16 protein-coding genes and 1 tRNA gene are annotated in these 15,965 nt (G+C 61.0%); 10 read left to right on the forward strand and 7 right to left on the reverse strand.

Going from position 1 to position 15,965, the window contains the following annotated elements; translation table 11 throughout:
* Positions 1–100: 100 nt before the first annotated feature.
* On the forward strand, positions 101–1,720 hold the full coding sequence (locus ACZ9IU_RS09555) for a peptidoglycan DD-metalloendopeptidase family protein (RefSeq protein ID WP_038542401.1): 1,620 nt from the start codon (positions 101–103) through the stop codon (positions 1,718–1,720).
* Positions 1,721–1,792: 72 nt separating this feature from the next.
* On the opposite strand, the gene ACZ9IU_RS09560 is transcribed toward ACZ9IU_RS09555, so the two are convergent.
* On the reverse strand, positions 1,793–2,665 hold the full coding sequence (locus tag ACZ9IU_RS09560) for an ATP-binding protein (protein ID WP_038542403.1): 873 nt from the start codon (positions 2,663–2,665) through the stop codon (positions 1,793–1,795).
* 196 nt (positions 2,666–2,861) lie between these two features.
* Between ACZ9IU_RS09560 and yajC the strand changes: the two genes are divergently transcribed.
* From yajC to ACZ9IU_RS09580, 4 genes are all read left to right on the forward strand, one after another.
* Positions 2,862–3,230, forward strand: a complete 369-nt coding sequence (yajC, locus tag ACZ9IU_RS09565) for a preprotein translocase subunit YajC (protein WP_038542405.1) — start codon at positions 2,862–2,864, stop codon at positions 3,228–3,230.
* A gap of 102 nt (positions 3,231–3,332) precedes the next feature.
* Complete coding sequence (locus ACZ9IU_RS09570; protein WP_038542407.1) at positions 3,333–3,719, forward strand: Mth938-like domain-containing protein; 387 nt, start codon at positions 3,333–3,335, stop codon at positions 3,717–3,719.
* Between the two features lie 3 nt (positions 3,720–3,722).
* Positions 3,723–4,577 (forward strand): phytoene/squalene synthase family protein, encoded by an 855-nt coding sequence (locus tag ACZ9IU_RS09575; RefSeq protein WP_038542408.1) that lies wholly within the window; start codon positions 3,723–3,725, stop codon positions 4,575–4,577.
* A 119-nt stretch (positions 4,578–4,696) separates the two neighbouring features.
* Positions 4,697–5,149, forward strand: coding sequence for a BRCT domain-containing protein (locus ACZ9IU_RS09580; RefSeq protein WP_051900094.1), 453 nt, complete (start codon positions 4,697–4,699; stop codon positions 5,147–5,149).
* Here ACZ9IU_RS09580 and trmFO read toward each other — a convergent pair.
* The 3 genes from trmFO to ACZ9IU_RS09595 all read right to left on the reverse strand — a co-directional run bounded on the left by trmFO (position 5,127) and on the right by ACZ9IU_RS09595 (position 7,238).
* On the reverse strand, positions 5,127–6,551 hold the full coding sequence (gene trmFO / locus ACZ9IU_RS09585; protein WP_038542412.1) for a methylenetetrahydrofolate--tRNA-(uracil(54)-C(5))-methyltransferase (FADH(2)-oxidizing) TrmFO: 1,425 nt from the start codon (positions 6,549–6,551) through the stop codon (positions 5,127–5,129). The genes ACZ9IU_RS09580 and trmFO overlap by 23 nt on opposite strands.
* A 147-nt stretch (positions 6,552–6,698) precedes the next feature.
* On the reverse strand, positions 6,699–6,842 hold the full coding sequence (locus tag ACZ9IU_RS09590) for a DUF1127 domain-containing protein (RefSeq protein ID WP_007762204.1): 144 nt from the start codon (positions 6,840–6,842) through the stop codon (positions 6,699–6,701).
* A gap of 249 nt (positions 6,843–7,091) precedes the next feature.
* The gene (locus tag ACZ9IU_RS09595; protein ID WP_065814773.1) at positions 7,092–7,238 is read right to left on the reverse strand and encodes a DUF1127 domain-containing protein; all 147 of its coding nucleotides are present in this window, start codon (positions 7,236–7,238) and stop codon (positions 7,092–7,094) included.
* A 728-nt stretch (positions 7,239–7,966) separates the two neighbouring features.
* Here ACZ9IU_RS09595 and ACZ9IU_RS09600 point away from each other — a divergent pair.
* The 4 genes from ACZ9IU_RS09600 (at position 7,967) to ACZ9IU_RS09615 (ending at position 12,644) form a co-directional block, all read left to right on the forward strand.
* Positions 7,967–8,051 (forward strand) — tRNA-Leu (locus ACZ9IU_RS09600).
* Positions 8,052–8,213: 162 nt separating this feature from the next.
* Entirely contained in the window at positions 8,214–9,710 is a 1,497-nt protein-coding gene (gene tig, locus ACZ9IU_RS09605; protein WP_038542414.1) for a trigger factor, read from the forward strand.
* Positions 9,711–9,792: 82 nt separating this feature from the next.
* A complete protein-coding gene (locus tag ACZ9IU_RS09610; protein WP_038542416.1) occupies positions 9,793–11,415 on the forward strand; it encodes an ABC-F family ATP-binding cassette domain-containing protein in 1,623 nt (540 codons plus the stop codon).
* 455 nt (positions 11,416–11,870) lie between these two features.
* On the forward strand, positions 11,871–12,644 hold the full coding sequence (locus tag ACZ9IU_RS09615) for a cell wall hydrolase (protein WP_244447495.1): 774 nt from the start codon (positions 11,871–11,873) through the stop codon (positions 12,642–12,644).
* Positions 12,645–12,654: 10 nt separating this feature from the next.
* Here ACZ9IU_RS09615 and ACZ9IU_RS09620 read toward each other — a convergent pair whose 3' ends face one another.
* The 3 genes from ACZ9IU_RS09620 to ACZ9IU_RS09630 all read right to left on the reverse strand — a co-directional run bounded on the left by ACZ9IU_RS09620 (position 12,655) and on the right by ACZ9IU_RS09630 (position 15,101).
* Positions 12,655–13,284 (reverse strand): glutathione S-transferase family protein, encoded by a 630-nt coding sequence (locus tag ACZ9IU_RS09620; protein ID WP_038542418.1) that lies wholly within the window; start codon positions 13,282–13,284, stop codon positions 12,655–12,657.
* 68 nt (positions 13,285–13,352) lie between these two features.
* Complete coding sequence (locus tag ACZ9IU_RS09625; RefSeq protein ID WP_038542420.1) at positions 13,353–13,814, reverse strand: GNAT family N-acetyltransferase; 462 nt, start codon at positions 13,812–13,814, stop codon at positions 13,353–13,355.
* Between the two features lie 72 nt (positions 13,815–13,886).
* A complete protein-coding gene (locus tag ACZ9IU_RS09630) occupies positions 13,887–15,101 on the reverse strand; it encodes an NADP-dependent isocitrate dehydrogenase (protein WP_038542422.1) in 1,215 nt (404 codons plus the stop codon).
* A 227-nt stretch (positions 15,102–15,328) separates the two neighbouring features.
* Between ACZ9IU_RS09630 and ACZ9IU_RS09635 the strand changes: the two genes are divergently transcribed.
* Positions 15,329–15,859 (forward strand): hypothetical protein, encoded by a 531-nt coding sequence (locus ACZ9IU_RS09635; RefSeq protein ID WP_038542424.1) that lies wholly within the window; start codon positions 15,329–15,331, stop codon positions 15,857–15,859.
* The last annotated feature ends 106 nt before the right edge of the window (positions 15,860–15,965 follow it).

Here is a 15,965-nt window from a genome sequence, read left to right on the forward strand (position 1 = left end):
ATTTCTCTAAAATTTTAAGACAATGCCTGCCCTTTAACAGTGCAGTAAGACTAACGCGCTTTAATGACTCTCACGATGGTGGCGTATCTGTAGGCGAGTCATGCGTATGAAGAGTTCTCCGAAATTCGGAAAATCCGTAATCAAATTTGCTGTCGCGGCACTGCTTGCCAGCGCAGCGACAGGGTGCAGTTCGGACGCGACGCGTTTCTCGGGGCTCTTTTCGAAATCCGACAACATAACGACGGCGTCCATTCCGCAGCGGCAGGGGGGCGGGGCCTATGGCCAAGCACCGACGCCGCAGGCCGATCTTGGATCCGGCCAAGCTCAGGCGTTGCCGCCAATTCCGCGGAACGACTACGGCTCGCGCAACACCGCCATGGCTCAACCGTATCCCGGTAATTCCGGCGGTTATACCTCGCCGGCGCGCACCGCATCCGCTCCCGTCGCCGTCCAGCGCTCCGAACTCGCGGCCCCGACAGGCGCCACGGCGCAGCGTAACGCCGCACCGATGGCCCGTGATCCGGCGAACCGCCAGGAAGCGCTCGCTCAGCCGTTCCCCGGCCGCCAATCGGCCGCCCACACGCTCGTCGCTCCGTCTTCATCGACGCTGAAGGCCGACAATGTCGTTACCGGCACGACCGCCAAGCCGATGTCCGGCTGGTCCACAGTCAACGCGCCGAAGGTGACGCTGAGGCCGGGTGAAACGGTCTCGACGCTTTCCAAGCGTTACGGCGTTCCGGAAAAGGAAATCCTGAAGGCCAATGGCGGCGCCGTCGCTCCCGGCCAGTCAGTCCTTATCCCGACCTTCGGCACCGCGCAGAATTCGGCGAAGAATGCCGCCGGCACGATCGACCTCCAGAACAAGGCTCCGACGCCAGCCCGCGAGCCCGAGCAGAAACTCGCGGTTCTGCCGACCCCGGCACGTGACAAGGCAATGGCCGAACCCGCCAAGCTGACGCCTCCGGGCGGCAAGCCGGGTGGTGGTACCTATGTGGTCAAGCCGGGCGACACGATCAACAAGATCGCCCGCGAGACCGGCACGCCGATCGATCAGCTGAAAGCGGCCAACAACCTGACCTCCGGCGGCGTCCGGATAGGGCAAACGCTCAAGGTCGCCAACGGCGTTGCGGCTCCTGTCGCCGATCCGGTCAAGACCGCGTCCATTCCGCAGAAGCCGGTCGAGAAGGCCGCAGCCGCGGCACCGAAGCCGGCTGCTCCTGCCACGGCCCAGGTCGCTCAGGTTGCTGTAGCGCCTGCCGCTGCCAAGGCCGCGGTCGATGGCGCCTCCGTCGCCGACGTCGAGAAGAAGTCGGACACCGCCTCCGTGGCGCCGCAGTCCACCGGCATCGGCAAGTATCGCTGGCCGGTCAACGGTGCGGTCATCGCGGGCTACGGCCAGAACGTCGACGGCAACCGCAATGACGGCATCGACATCTCGGTTCCGGAGGGTACCCCGATCAAGGCTGCCGAAAACGGCGTGGTCATCTATGCGGGCAACGGCCTGAAGCAGCTCGGCAACACGGTTCTCGTCCGTCATGACGACGGCAAGGTCACCGTTTACGGCCACGCCGGCAGCATCAACGTCACACGCGGGCAGAAGATCACCCGCGGCCAGACGGTCGCCGCCTCCGGCATGAGCGGCGACGCCAAGCGCCCGCAGGTCCATTTCGAAGTTCGCAAGGACGCGACCCCGGTCAACCCGATTACCTTCCTTGAATAAGTAGTGCGTTTCAGGGGACGGAGAAAAGCCCGGCAGTGCCGGGCTTTTTGCGTTCTCAGTGCTTTTTAGGTCTCAATCTCGGGAAAGCGGTTTCCGCAGCCGTCCGGCGAGATCCTGGATATATTGCCAGGCGACACGCCCCGAGCGCCCGCCGCGGGTGGTCGCCCATTCGAGGGCCTCGTGATGCAGGGTCTCCTGGCCGAGGCCGAGCTCGAAATGTTCGGCATAGCCGTCGATCATCTTCAGATAGTCGTCCTGGCTGCATTTGTGGAAACCGAGCCACAGGCCGAAACGATCCGACAGCGACACCTTTTCCTCGACTGCCTCGGACGGATTGATCGCCGTCGACTGCTCGTTCTCCATCATGTGGCGCGGCAGGAGATGGCGGCGGTTGGAGGTCGCATAGAACAGGACATTGTCGGGCCGGCCTTCGATGCCGCCGTCGAGTGCCGCCTTCAGCGACTTGTAGGCGGTATCGTCGTGGTCGAAGGAGAGGTCGTCGCAGAAGACGATGACGCGCTGGCCGGAAACCTTGAGGATATCGAGCAGGGCAGGGAGCGAGGCGATATCCTCGCGATGCACCTCGACGAGTTTCAGCGAGATCCCGGTCGCTGCGCGCACGTCCTCGTGCACGGCTTTGACCAGCGACGATTTGCCCATGCCGCGAGCGCCCCACAGCAGCACGTTGTTGGCGGCAAAACCTTCCGCAAATCGCAGGGTGTTTTCATGAAGAATGTCACGCACGTGGTCGACGCCGCGGATCAGCGTCAAGGCGACCCGGTTCGGACGCGGCACCGGCTGCAGGCGCTGGTTTACCGGTACCCAGACGAAGCAGTCGGCGGCGTTCCAGTCGTTGACGGCGGGCGGAGGGCCGGCAAGCCGTTCCAGCGCATCCGCAAGCCTGCGGATCTCGGTCAGGATCAGGGTGTTGAAGTCGCCGCTCATGGTGTTTCTCCGGTCGTATCGGCCAGTTTTTGAGCCTTTTCGCTGCGGTAACATGCTCGTTGGTGCATCAAAAGCCTGAGAGCCGCGAATTCGGTACGCCGGCCGGCGTGTTTCTGTTGCATTCCGGCCTATCGCAACTATATTCCGGCGGCTTGAAACGGGGGCCCGGGGCCTCCGGTAATCTTAGGAGTTTTCGATGTTCATTACCGAAGCATTCGCCCAGGCCCCAGCCGCAGCACCGGGAGCTTCCGCGTTCGGCTCCGGCCTTGAGATGCTCTTCCTCTTCGCGCCTCTGATGGTGGTGTGGTATTTCTTTCTGATCCGTCCGCAGCGCGCCACTGCCAAGAAGCGCCAGGAAACGCTGTCCAACGTCCGCCGCGGCGACCAGGTCGTTCTCGGCGGCGGCATCACCGGCAAGGTGACCAAGGTTATCGACGACGCCGAAGTGGAAGTCGAAATCGCCGAAGGCGTGAAGATCCGCGCCATGCGCGCCTATATTGCCGAAGTCCGCGTCAAGGGCGAGCCGGTCAAGACCGAACCGGCGAAGACCGGAACGGCTTCCTGAACGTTATCGCCGATGCAAAGGCCCTGTCTGCTGCAGGGCCTTGGATCCAAAGAGCCGGGCCCATCATCCGGCTCGTAACCTTTTCGAGAAAGCATGCGACCCATGGCGAAAGGCATCGAAATCCGCGACGCCCATTTTCCCGGTCGTGCTCCGATCGACGCTTACGGCAATGGCGGTTTCCGTTTTGCAGACATGTCGCATCGCGGCTCGCTGCTTTGCCTTCCCTCGGGTATCCACGGCTGGGAACTGCAGGAAGGTGAACCGCTGACGGTTGCTTCCCTGATGAAGGTGCTCGCCGAATCAAACGAGATCGAAGTGTTGCTTGTCGGCATGGGCGCCAACCTCAAGCCCATTCCGGCGGATGTGAAGGCAGCGTTGAAAGCCAAGGGCATCGCCTCCGATCCGATGAGCACCGGTGCCGCCGTGCGCACGTTCAACATCATGCTCGCCGAATCGCGCGCCGTCGCCGCGGCTTTGATTGCCGTCTGACAGATGGCCGATCCAGCCAGACAGAACGGCGACATCTGCCTCGCAACGCTCAGGGATACGGACCGCGACCGTTATCTCGCCTGCCTTCTGTCGCCGGAAGACAAGCGCGGCGCACTTGCAGCCCTTTATGCCTTCAACGCCGAGATCGCCCGCGTCCGCGACGTGGTGCGTGAACCGCTTCCCGGCGAAATCCGCCTGCAATGGTGGCGCGACCTCCTCGAAGGCAACGCTCAAGGCGACAGCACCGGCAACCCCATCGCCGCCGGTTTGCTTGAGGCGATCGAGACCTATCGCCTGCCGCGCCAGACGCTCGTCGACATGATCGAGGCGCGCATCTTCGACCTCTACGACGACGCGCTGACCGACCGGAATGCACTCGAAGGATATGCAGGCGAGACCGCTTCAGCGGTTATCCAGCTCGCGAGCCTGATTCTCTCTCCCACCGATGCGGCAAAATCTGCGGAGGCGGCAGGACACGCGGGTGTCGCCCAGTCGATCGCCGGTTTCCTGCTGCTGATGCCCATCCATCGACGCCGTCATCAACTTTATCTGCCGCTCGATATCCTCTCGGCGACCGGGCTCGACCGTGATACATTCCTGCGCGGCGAGGATAGGTCGCGCATTTCCGTCGCGATCGAGGCCTTTGCCGGCCTTGGATTGGAACATCTGGCCAAGGCCAGAAAGTCGGGAACCGTCCCGTCCGCCGTCTTTCCGGCCTATCTGCCGGTAGCGCTTGCCGAACCAGTGCTGCGCCGCGCGGCGCGCGCCGGTGCCTCGGTACTTGACACGGCGCTGCAACTTCCGCAGTGGCGGCGGCAATTGCGGCTCTTGAAGGCTTCGGTCACCAGGCGCTTTTGATGGACGTCAAATTCGCGCAAGGCTCGCGCGCTAAGGGACGAGACTAGAAATCCGGCGCCATCATAAGGAGAAGCGGTGTGAGCCCCGTTGTCGTCTGGTCCATCATCTTCGTGCTCCTCATGGCGCTCGCCTATTACATCACGCGGATGTCGGGCAAGGACCGGGACAAGGACGGCAACCTGCACGATACAGGCATGGCCATCCTCGAATTCGGCCGCGCCTTTCCTAATGAAGCGATCCGTAGCCTGCATGTGACGGCCAATGGCGAAGCGATCTTCGTACGCCTGCACGACAACAAGGCCGGTTTCATGCGCAGCCACCGCAACCATTACGCCTGCTTTTTGATCGAGCCGGGCAGGGTTCGCGTCACCCCATTGCCGAACGCCAAGGGCTTCACCGTCGAATTCCTGGACGCGTCGACACAGAATGGCACCTACCTGTTTTCCACGGAAAAGGAGGCGGCCGAAGTCGCCCTCTGGCTGCTCGACAACTATGTCAGCGTTGCCGATCGCGATCTGGAAGAAAAGCCGAAGCCCTCGACCGGGGATATCAGCCCCGATCAAGCCAACTAGCGCAATCCCGGAGCGCCCGGACGGCGAGCAGTTGCCGCTTCATCACCGTCTTGTCCTTACCGCGGAAGCGCTTGACGCCCTCCGGCTTGACGATCGATCCCGGCTCCAGTTCCGGGAACAGCCCGAAGTTGACGTTCATCGGCTGGAACGAGCGCTTGCCCGGCTCGTCGTCCGAAACCAGATGCCCACCGGTTATATGGCCGAGCAGCGAACCTAGAGCGGTCGTTGCAGGCGGTGCGGGGAGCGTTTCGCCCTTGCGTTCGGCAGCCGCGAAACGGCCGGCAAGAAGTCCGATCGCCGCACTTTCCACATACCCTTCGCAGCCGGTGATCTGGCCGGCGAATCGCAGGCCCGGCCGGCTTTTCAGCGTCAGGCTCCTGTCGAGAAGAACAGGCGAGTGGATGTAGGTGTTGCGGTGCAGGCCGCCAAGCCTTGCGAATTCGGCATTCTGCAGGCCGGGAATCATCCGGAAAATGTCCGCCTGGGCGCCGTATTTCAGCTTCGTCTGAAAGCCCACCATGTTGTAGAGCGTGCCGAGCGCATTGTCCTGCCGGAGCTGCACGACCGCATAGGCCTTGACCGTCGGATTATGGGCATTGGTGAGCCCCATCGGCTTCATCGGCCCGTGACGCAGCGTTTCGCGGCCGCGTTCGGCCATCACCTCGATCGGCAGGCAGCCGTCGAAATAGGGCGTGCCTTCCCATTCCTTGAAACCGATCGAGTCGCCGGCAATCAGCGCGTCGACGAAGGCATTGTACTGAGCCTCGTCCATCGGACAGTTGATATAGTCCTTGCCGGTACCGCCGGGACCGACCTTGTCGTAGCGCGACTGGTACCAGCAGATGTCCATGTCGATCGAATCACGGTGCACGATCGGTGCGATGGCGTCGAAGAAGGCGAGCTGGTCCTCGCCCGTCTCCGCCTGGATCGCGGCTGCCAGCGCCGGCGAGGTCAGGGGGCCGGTGGCAATGATCGCCAGATCCCATTCCTTTGGCGGCAGGCCTTGGATCTCCTCGCGCACGACGGTGATGAGCGGGTGTTTTTCGATCGCTTCGGTGACCGCGTCGGAAAATCCGTCGCGATCGACGGCAAGCGCCCCGCCGGCCGGTACCTGATGTCTGTCGGCACACGCCATGATCAATGAACCGGCAAGCCGCATCTCCGCATGGATGACGCCGACGGCATTCGCCGTCGCATCGTCGGAGCGGAAGGAATTCGAGCAGACAAGCTCGGCAAGTCCGTCGGTCTTGTGGGCATCGGTGCCGCGCACGCCGCGCATCTCGTGGAGAATCACCGGGACGCCGGCCGAGGCGATCTGCCAGGCGGCTTCGGAACCCGCGAGGCCGCCGCCGACGACATGGATGGCGGCAGGAGAGGTGGGGGAGGAAGAAATGTTGCTCATGGCCGGCTCATTATCACGCCATTTGCCGGACCGGAATCAAAAAGGCACCCGAAAAGGTGCCTTTGATACGTCCTTGGATGTCCTCTCGGACCGCTTGATCCTCGCCGCAAGGCCTCGAGCCGTGCAGGTCCGCCTGCGAGAAGCGGATTAGCGGAAAGAGCGAGCCGCGATGTGGCGGATGTCGTAGCGGGTCAGACCGATGTCGCTGAGGGCCTGGCTCGAAAGATTTCCAAGCTCATTCATCGTGCGGCGGTAGCTGATCCAGTTCTTGGCGATACGGATCGGGTTCATGGTTGTTTCCTCAAGATTTTTCCTGATGCTCTGTCGTCATCAGCGATGAGGGTCTTATACATCCGCATAATAAGAATGTGCAGTGCAAAAAATGTGCGACTGCCATGCAAATGTGCAGGGGATCGCCGAAGTTTGCGGCGGAGGCCAAAAATCAGGCAGATGCTTCAAGTGTGAAATTTCTATGAACAAAAAGAAAAGCGCCTCCGGGAGGAGGCGCTTTTGGATGGTGCAGCAATGTCTGCGCGAGGCTTAGAAGCCGACGGCGGTCCGTGCAACGCGGCGGATGTCGGCGCGGCCGATGCCGAGGTCGTTGAGCTCGCGGTCGCTCATGCGGCCGAGCTCGTTGACGGTTTCGCGGTACTTGCGCCAGGTGGTGAGCTTCTGTGCGATGTTCATGATCTTGTCCCTTTCTAGGCCCTTGCCAGCAGCCCGTTCGGCGCTGACTTCAATCTCATGAGCACCAATATATGTTGCGCTGCAAAAAGTAACAGCGCCTATTCGGAATGCCACCTATGCATCTGGCGCATTACGAGATCGTTTACCATGCACAAGTGAGGAAATGATGCGCGAGTTTTAGGCAGATCGCATGCTGCAGGACAAAAAATAACGCCCACCGGGGGAGGAGGTCCGGTGGGCGTCATTTGTAACGACTGGCGACTTGGGAGGAGGAGGATCGCCAGTCCCATCAAGCCAGCGCTGGGAGGAGGAGTGCGCGGCTCGAATTCCTGTCACGGGAACTTCCCGAGGGCATCTGCATCGTTCAAGGCGGGCGCCAAGCCGTCCAAACCAGAGAGACCGAAACCTTCAATCAATCTCTGTATTTGCATAATATGAGATTGCAGCGAAATTGTGCAGTGCAATATCCGTATGGATGACATGCGATTATTGCATGGCTCACATCGCCGTTGATTCCAATGTACACATTAGAATTTAATAGAAAGTTAAATATCCCGATAATCGCTGGTTCGACCGGGGTGCGGCGGGAGCAAATTCGCCCATCCACCGCGGTTTCTCGGAGCTGCCAAAAAAGCGTCATTTTCCCTTTGCGTGCGCCGAAACGGGTGATATAGAGACGCGCGCTCCGGAAGGCCTTGTGCGACGAGGATTTTCGACGCGGCTGGGGCGCGGGTATGGTGAAATTGGTAGACACGCCAGATTTAGGTTCTGGTGCCGCAAGGCGTGGGAGTTCAAGTCTCTCTACCCGCACCAGAACCGCCCCGCATCAAAACCGCCAGGAGTGCGGTCCGAGCCGGTTCTGGCTAAAGGATCGGCGCTCCTTGAAGCCGCGGCCGGTCTCTCAAAGTTCCGGCGATGTGCTCATTGAAACCAACGGCTGTCTGAGCACCGCCGCCACGATATGAAGGTATGAAAATGCAGGTTACCGAAACGCTCGCTGAAGGGCTGAAGCGCGAAATCAAGGTCGTAATCCCCAAGCGGGATATGGAAGCGCAGCTGAACGTGCGCCTCGCCGACGCCAAGGACAAGGTCCGCATCAACGGTTTCCGTCCGGGCAAGGTGCCGATCGCTCATCTGAAGAAGATGTACGGCAAGTCGATCATGGCGGATCTCGTCAACGAGATCGTCCGCGAACGCCCGACCGAGATTCTCACCGACCGCGGCGAGAAGTCGGCGACCCAGCCGTCGGTCGCCATGACCGAGGATGAGAACGAAGCCGAAAAGATCTTGAACGCCGAGGTCGATTTCGAATTCACGCTCTCCTACGAAGTCATCCCGGACATCGAGCTGCAGCCGACCGACGGCCTTTCCGTCGTTCGTGAAGTCGTCGAAGTCACCGAAGACGAAGTCAACGAGCAGATCGAGAAGATCGCCGAGAGCGCCCGTACCTTCGAAACCAAGAGTGGCAAGGCCGCCGATGGCGACCGCGTTACCATGAACTATCTCGGCAAGGTCGATGGCGTTGCCTTCGACGGCGGTACCGCCGAAGATGCCGAACTGGTTCTCGGCTCCGGCCGCTTTATCCCAGGCTTCGAAGACCAACTGGTCGGCGTCAAGGCCGGTGAAGACAAGACCATCACCGTGACCTTCCCGGCCGAATATCCGGCTGCGAACCTCGCTGGCAAGGAAGCCACCTTCGACGTCACCGTCAAGGAAGTCGCCGCTCCGGCCGCTCTCGAGATCAACGACGAACTCGCCTCCAAGCTCGGCATCGAATCCGTCGACCGCCTGAAGGAGATCGTCCGCGGCCAGATCGAAAGCCAGTACGGCAGCGTCACCCGCCAGAAGGTCAAGCGTCAGATCCTTGATCAGCTCGACGGCATGTACCAGTTCGACACCCCGCAGGGTCTCGTCGACGCCGAGTTCGAAAACATCTGGCGCCAGATCAACACCGACCTGCAGCAGTCCGGCAAGACCTTCGAAGACGAAGAGACGACCGAGGAAGACGCACGCGTCGAGTATCGCAAGCTGGCTGAGCGCCGCGTTCGTCTCGGCCTCGTTCTCTCCGAAATCGGCGAACAGGCCGGCGTCGAAGTGACCGAGGAGGAAATGCAGCGCGCCCTTTATGCGCAGCTCCAGCAGTTCCCGGGCCAGCAGAAGGAAATCCTCGACTTCTTCCGCAACACCCCCGGCGCTTCCGCCTCCTTGCGCGCGCCGATCTTCGAAGAGAAGGTCGTCGACAAGCTGCTCTCCGAGATCAAGGTCACCGACAAGGTCGTGACCAAGGAAGAGCTGATGGCTGAAGACGAGGAAGGCTCGGAAAGCGCTGAAAAGCCGGCCAAGAAGAAGGCCGCCCCGAAGAAGGCTGCTGCCAAGGCCGAGGCTGCTGATGAAGCCGCCGAAGGCGAAGAAGCCGCTCCGAAGAAGAAGGCTGCTCCGAAGAAGAAGGCCGCTGAAGACAGCGCCGAATAACCTTCGCATTGATTGATTAGAAAAGCCGGGTCGGCGACGACCCGGCTTTTTGTTGTGATGAAACCTCCCGAGTCCGCCATCCATGATCCGTATCGAAAACATCAGCAAATCGAACAGCCATCGCATCCTCTTCATCGAGGCCTCCGCGGCGCTGAACCGTGGCGAGAAGATCGGCCTCGTCGGCCCGAACGGCGCCGGCAAGACGACGCTCTTCCGGATGATCACCGGCTCTGAAATGCCGGACGAGGGGCAGGTCAGCGTCGAGAAGAACGTCACGATCGGTTATTTCAACCAGGATGTCGGCGAGATGGCCGGCCGTAGTGCCGTCACCGAGGTGATGGATGGCGCCGGTCTGGTGAGCGTCGTCGCCGCCGAACTGCACGAACTCGAATCGGCGATGGTCGATCCGGACCGCCTCGATGAGATGGATCAGATCATCGAGCGTTACGGCGAGGTGCAGGCGCGTTACGAGGAACTCGACGGCTACGGCCTCGAAGGTCGCGCCCGCGAGGTTCTCGCAGGCTTGAGCTTCACCCAGGAGATGATGGATGGCGATGTCGGCAAGCTGTCCGGTGGCTGGAAGATGCGCGTGGCGCTCGCCCGCATCCTGCTGATGCGCCCGGACGTCATGCTGCTCGACGAACCGAGCAACCATCTCGACCTCGAAAGCTTGATCTGGCTCGAACAGTTTCTCAAGGGGTACGACGGCGCGCTGCTGATGACCTCGCATGACCGCGAATTCATGAACCGAATCGTCACCAAGATCATCGAGATCGACGGCGGATCGCTCACTACCTATTCCGGCGACTACGGCTTCTACGAGCAGCAGCGGGCCCAGAACGAAAAGCAGCAGCAGGCCCAGTTCGAGCGCCAGCAGGCGATGCTTGCCAAGGAGATCAAGTTCATCGAGCGCTTCAAGGCGCGCGCCAGTCATGCAGCCCAGGTGCAGAGCCGGGTCAAGAAGCTCGACAAGATCGAGCGTGTCGAGCCGCCAAAACGCCGCCAGGCGGTCGCCTTCGAATTCCAGCCGGCGCCTCGTTCCGGTGAAGACGTGGTCAACATCAGGAATGTCGCCAAGCGATACGGTAGCCGCTCGATCTACGAAGGTCTCGACTTCATGGTGAAGCGGCGCGAGCGCTGGTGCATCATGGGCATCAACGGCGCCGGCAAGTCGACGCTGCTGAAGCTGGTGACGGGTTCGACCGAGCCGGACGAAGGCAGCGTCTCGATCGGCGCCAGCGTCAAGATGGGCTATTTCGCCCAGCACGCCATGGATCTCCTCGACGGCGACCTGACCGTCTTCGAATGGCTGGAAGAACAGTTTCCGCGCGCGGGGCAGGGGTCGCTGCGGGCACTTTCCGGCTGCTTCGGCTTTTCAGGCGACGATGTCGAGAAGAAATGCCGGGTGTTGTCCGGCGGAGAGAAGGCGCGCCTGGTGATGGCCGCCATGCTGTTCGACCCGCCGAACTTCCTCGTCCTCGACGAGCCGACCAACCACCTGGATCTCGACACCAAGGAAATGCTGATCAAGGCGCTGTCGGAATACGAGGGCACGATGCTTTTCGTCAGCCACGACCGGCATTTTCTGGCCGAACTGTCGAATCGCGTGCTCGAACTGACGCCCGAGGGCATCCACCGCTATGACGGCGGTTATACGGAATATGTAGAACGCACCGGTTACGAGGCGCCGGGGCTGCGGAGCTAGGGAAGCCGATAGAGGCGGAGCGGCGTCGGCCCCTATCGCTTCTGGCTTTGGATTCCAGCTCCGGACGCTTCTGGTTCCAGAACTGCTCTACGCCGAATCTCCGTGAACGGAAGGGTGGGAAGTCAACTTTCCATTAGGAAGACCGTCGTAAGACGTCGTTCCGGCACGTCTGGCAGGGCCTCGGTTCGAAGGGGCTTGCCGCTAGGCCGGCCTGCAACCGGAACGATTTTCCTCCCAGTTTTGATTGTCTCTTATGGCGTTTGATCTGAATCAATTTTTGAGGTATCCCTTTTCGCGCCGTAGCTATTTCTGGAATTATACCGCAGGGGGGATATTCAATGACGGCGAGCGATAAGGCCCTTCTCCGGCCGGCAGTAGGCCTGGTTGGAATGATGCTTCTATCGGCATGCACGTCGGCGCAGACGACGTCGTCCATCTCACCCGCGAGCACGACCGTGAAGCCTGCACCGGTCTCCAGGAAACAGGTCTATCACTACACGCCGGCCGATCGTGACTGCATGAAGCGGGCAATGTATTTCGAGTCGCAGCGGTCGAGCCGTGAAGGGTTGATGGCGGTCGGCACCGTGATCATGAACAGGCTGACTTCGGATGCCTATCCGCCCAGCATTTGCGGCATCGTTGCTCAGGAAAAGCAGTTTGCGCCGGGTGTCCTGACGCGACCGATCAACGACGAAACGGTTCCGGAACTCGATGCCGCGGTCGATGCGATCATTCGCGGCGAGCGGAACCCGGAAGTCAGGGACGCCATGTTTTTTCACACGGCCGGCTTACGCTTCCCCTATCAGAACATGCATTATGTGACGGTCGCTGGCGGCAACGCCTTCTACGAGAAGCGCGACAGGGACGGGGAGCTGCAGACGCCGCCGCCGAAACCAGCAGACGAATACGTGCTCGCACTCGTGCAGAGCAATCCCGACCCATTCAGCCTGATCCAGGCCAAGGAATTCGACGTTGCGTCCATTCCGTCGACCGGCACGGATCCGATGGTCGCGACGAACGTCCCGGTTCCGATCGAGCGGCCGGATCCCTTGGCTGTCCGTTCAGCCAGCATCCAGTCGACTGGCACGCAATCCGTAAAGCCGCCTGTCGGGCCGGTAATCCTTGCCAGCTCCATGAGCAATGAATGGATGCTGCGTTTCGACGCCGGCAATGCAAAGCCGATACCCACTCCGTCGCCCAAGCGATCGCCGGGCGGTGTCGACCGCTGATCCGTAAAGCTTATCCTGCGTTCTGCAGCTCGGCCGCCGCGGCATTGTCCTTATCGCTGGCCTGCTGATAAGCTTCGCGTAGCGCAAGCCGTCCGAAATACTGTTCGAATGCTGCGCGTTTTTCGATTGTGCCGAACCGCAGTCCATAGCCAAGCTGCGAGCCGACATAGACATCCGCGGCGCTGAACGTGTCGCCGGCGATATAGGCGTTCGCCCGAACGGCCGCTTCCAGCGTATCCATGACATCCTGATAGGTGCCGTAACCGACCATCCGCTCGCGTTCCTTGGGCACCTCGAAGCCGAGCACGTGGTTGCTGACGGCTGCTTCCAGTGGACCGGCCGCAAAGAACATCCAGCGGTAATAGTCGGCTCGCTTGGCGGGGGCGGGCGCAAGACCCGCCTGCGGAAAGACATCCGCCAGGTAGGCGCAGATCGCCGCGCATTCGGTGACGACAGTCTTGCCGTGCGCGATGCTCGGCACCTTGCCCATCGGGTTGACGCTCCTGTAGGTGTCGCCCTTCATCGTCGTGCCGAAATGCAGGATTTCGGTACGATAGGGTATGCCGACCTCCTCCAGCATCCACCGGGCAATCCGGCCGCGTGACATCGGATTTGTATAGAGCACAAGTTCATCTGACATGTGGTCCTCCGGGCAGTGACGTCTATGTTTTGGTGCAGCTTGCTTATCAATCAAGGCGCCAGGGCGAATTAGAGCGCCTTCCGGTACTGGATGAAGCCGGAGTTTTGGGCGATGCGGTCGTAGAGCCGCCGCGCGGCTGCATTGCTCTCCTGAGTCAGCCAGTAGAGCCGCCCGGCTCCGTTTGCGCGCGCCAGATCTGCCACCGCTTCAATCAGGGCTGCGCCGGTTCCGCGGCCGCGCAGGGTATTCTTGACATAGAGGTCCTGCAGATAACACGTCGATTCGGGCAGCCAGCAGGATCGGTGGAAGATGACATGCGCGATGGCGATCATCTTGCCGGTCTCGTCGAAGGCGCCGAGAGCATGCATCGGCTCGGCGGGATCGTGAAGCCGGCTCCAGGTGAGATCGTACATCTCTTTCGGCAACACGGTCTCGTAGAAGCGCAGATAGGCTTCCCAGAGCGGTTCCCAGGCGGTGCGGTCGGCTGGCTCGAGCGGACGGATGATCGCAGGTGTCGTCGTGGCGGTCATGGCAAACTTCCTCACAAAAGAAAACGGCGGAGATTGCTCCCCGCCGTCGAATGATTAGCCGATTTTTCGGACTTAGGCAGCCATGGCCACCTTGAGATTTTCGTCCACCTTGTCGAGGAAGGCGGTGGTCGAGAGCCACGGCTGATCCGGACCGATGAGCAGCGCCAGGTCCTTGGTCATGTAACCAGCTTCGACGGTGTCGACGCAGACGGTTTCGAGCGTGGCGGCGAACTTTGCAAGGGCAGCATTGTCGTCGAGCTTGGCGCGATGTGCGAGGCCACGGGTCCAGGCGAAGATCGAGGCGATCGAGTTTGTCGAGGTCTCCTGTCCCTTCTGGTGCTGGCGGTAATGACGGGTGACGGTGCCGTGGGCAGCTTCCGCTTCGACGGTGCGGCCATCGGGCGAAAGCAGAACCGAGGTCATCAGGCCGAGCGAGCCGAAGCCCTGGGCAACGATGTCGGACTGGACGTCGCCGTCATAGTTCTTGCAGGCCCAGACGTAGCCGCCGGACCATTTCAGCGCCGCTGCGACCATGTCGTCGATCAGGCGGTGTTCGTAGGTGATCTTCAGCGCGTCGAACTGTTCCTTGAATTCAGCGTTGAAGACTTCCTCGAAGATATCCTTGAAGCGGCCGTCATAGGCCTTGAGGATGGTGTTCTTGGTCGACAGATAGACCGGCCACTTGCGCATCAGGCCGTAGTTCAGCGAAGCGCGGGCGAAATCGCGGATCGATTCGTCGAGGTTGTACATCGCCATGGCTACGCCGGCGCCCGGAGCCTTGAACACTTCCTTCTCGATCACCTGGCCGTCTTCGCCGACGAACTTGATCGACAGCGTGCCCTTGCCCGGGAACTTGAAGTCGGTCGCCTTGTACTGGTCGCCGAAAGCGTGACGGCCGACGACGATCGGCTTGGTCCAGCCCGGAACCAGGCGCGGCACGTTCTTGCAGATGATCGGCTCGCGGAAGATGACGCCGCCGAGAATGTTGCGGATCGTGCCATTCGGGCTCTTCCACATTTCCTTGAGATTGAATTCCTTGACGCGGGCTTCGTCCGGCGTGATCGTCGCGCACTTGATGCCGACGCCGTGCTTCTTGATGGCGTTGGCGGCGTCGATGGTCACCTGGTCGTTGGTGGCGTCGCGGTTCTCGACCGAGAGGTCGTAATATTCGATGTCGAGATCGAGATAGGGAAGGACCAGCTTGTCCTTGATGAGCTGCCAGATGATGCGGGTCATCTCGTCGCCGTCGAGATCGACGACCGGGTTGGCTACCTTGATCTTTTGCATGGAATTCCTCTTGGACATAGAAGGGACCTCAAGGTCCCGACGGGTGGACACCAGTGGGTGCGCTATAACATCGCCGGGCCGGAACGCAAAGGCATTGAGGCCATCATATGCGGCTTTTCGCGCGAGAAATCGCGGTGCGTCCGGACCTGTGGACGATTGCCCTTGCCAAACCACAAAGCCTGATTAATGTCCGGCCAAATCGCTCTCCAACAGCCGGATTTGATCTTATGCGGACCTTGCCGCTTGCCCTTGCCTTTTCATTCATCTCGACCTTCGCTTCGGCGGCTGATGTTACCGATCCGGTGAAAGAGGTGATGAAGATCACCGAGGACAACTGGAACACCGTCGACAGCGAATGGAAATACATCTTCGATGCCGATCCGTTGTCGCGCCTGTTCAGCAAGAAATTCCAGAGCGCCTATGCGGAAGCCGCCAAACACCCGGCCTATGACACGGAGAACAACCAGCCGGGCGATCCCTTCGGCTACGATGTGGTCACCTCGTCGCAGGACGGCTGTCCGCTGAAGGAAATCAAGACCACCTCGGCGCCGGGCGCGAACGGCATGACCGACGTTACCGTGACCTTCAAAATGTGGACCTGCGTCGATGAGGCCGCGGTGAAGGACAGTGTCAACGAACTGCATTTCGACGTCATCCAGGAAGCCGGCAAGCCCGTCATCGACGACATCCACCGCGTCGCCGACGGCGAGCGGGATTCGGTGGTCGAAGAGATGCATTCGATCGCCAAGGGCGAGTAACCGTGCCGGTGATCGGGCAGCCCGCCGATCTGTCGATCGTGGCCCTCAGCCCCATGCACGGTATCGCCAAACTTTATCAACGCGATATATTCGCCGGCCAGGAGCG

Source organism: Mesorhizobium sp. USDA 4132, assembly GCF_056279545.1.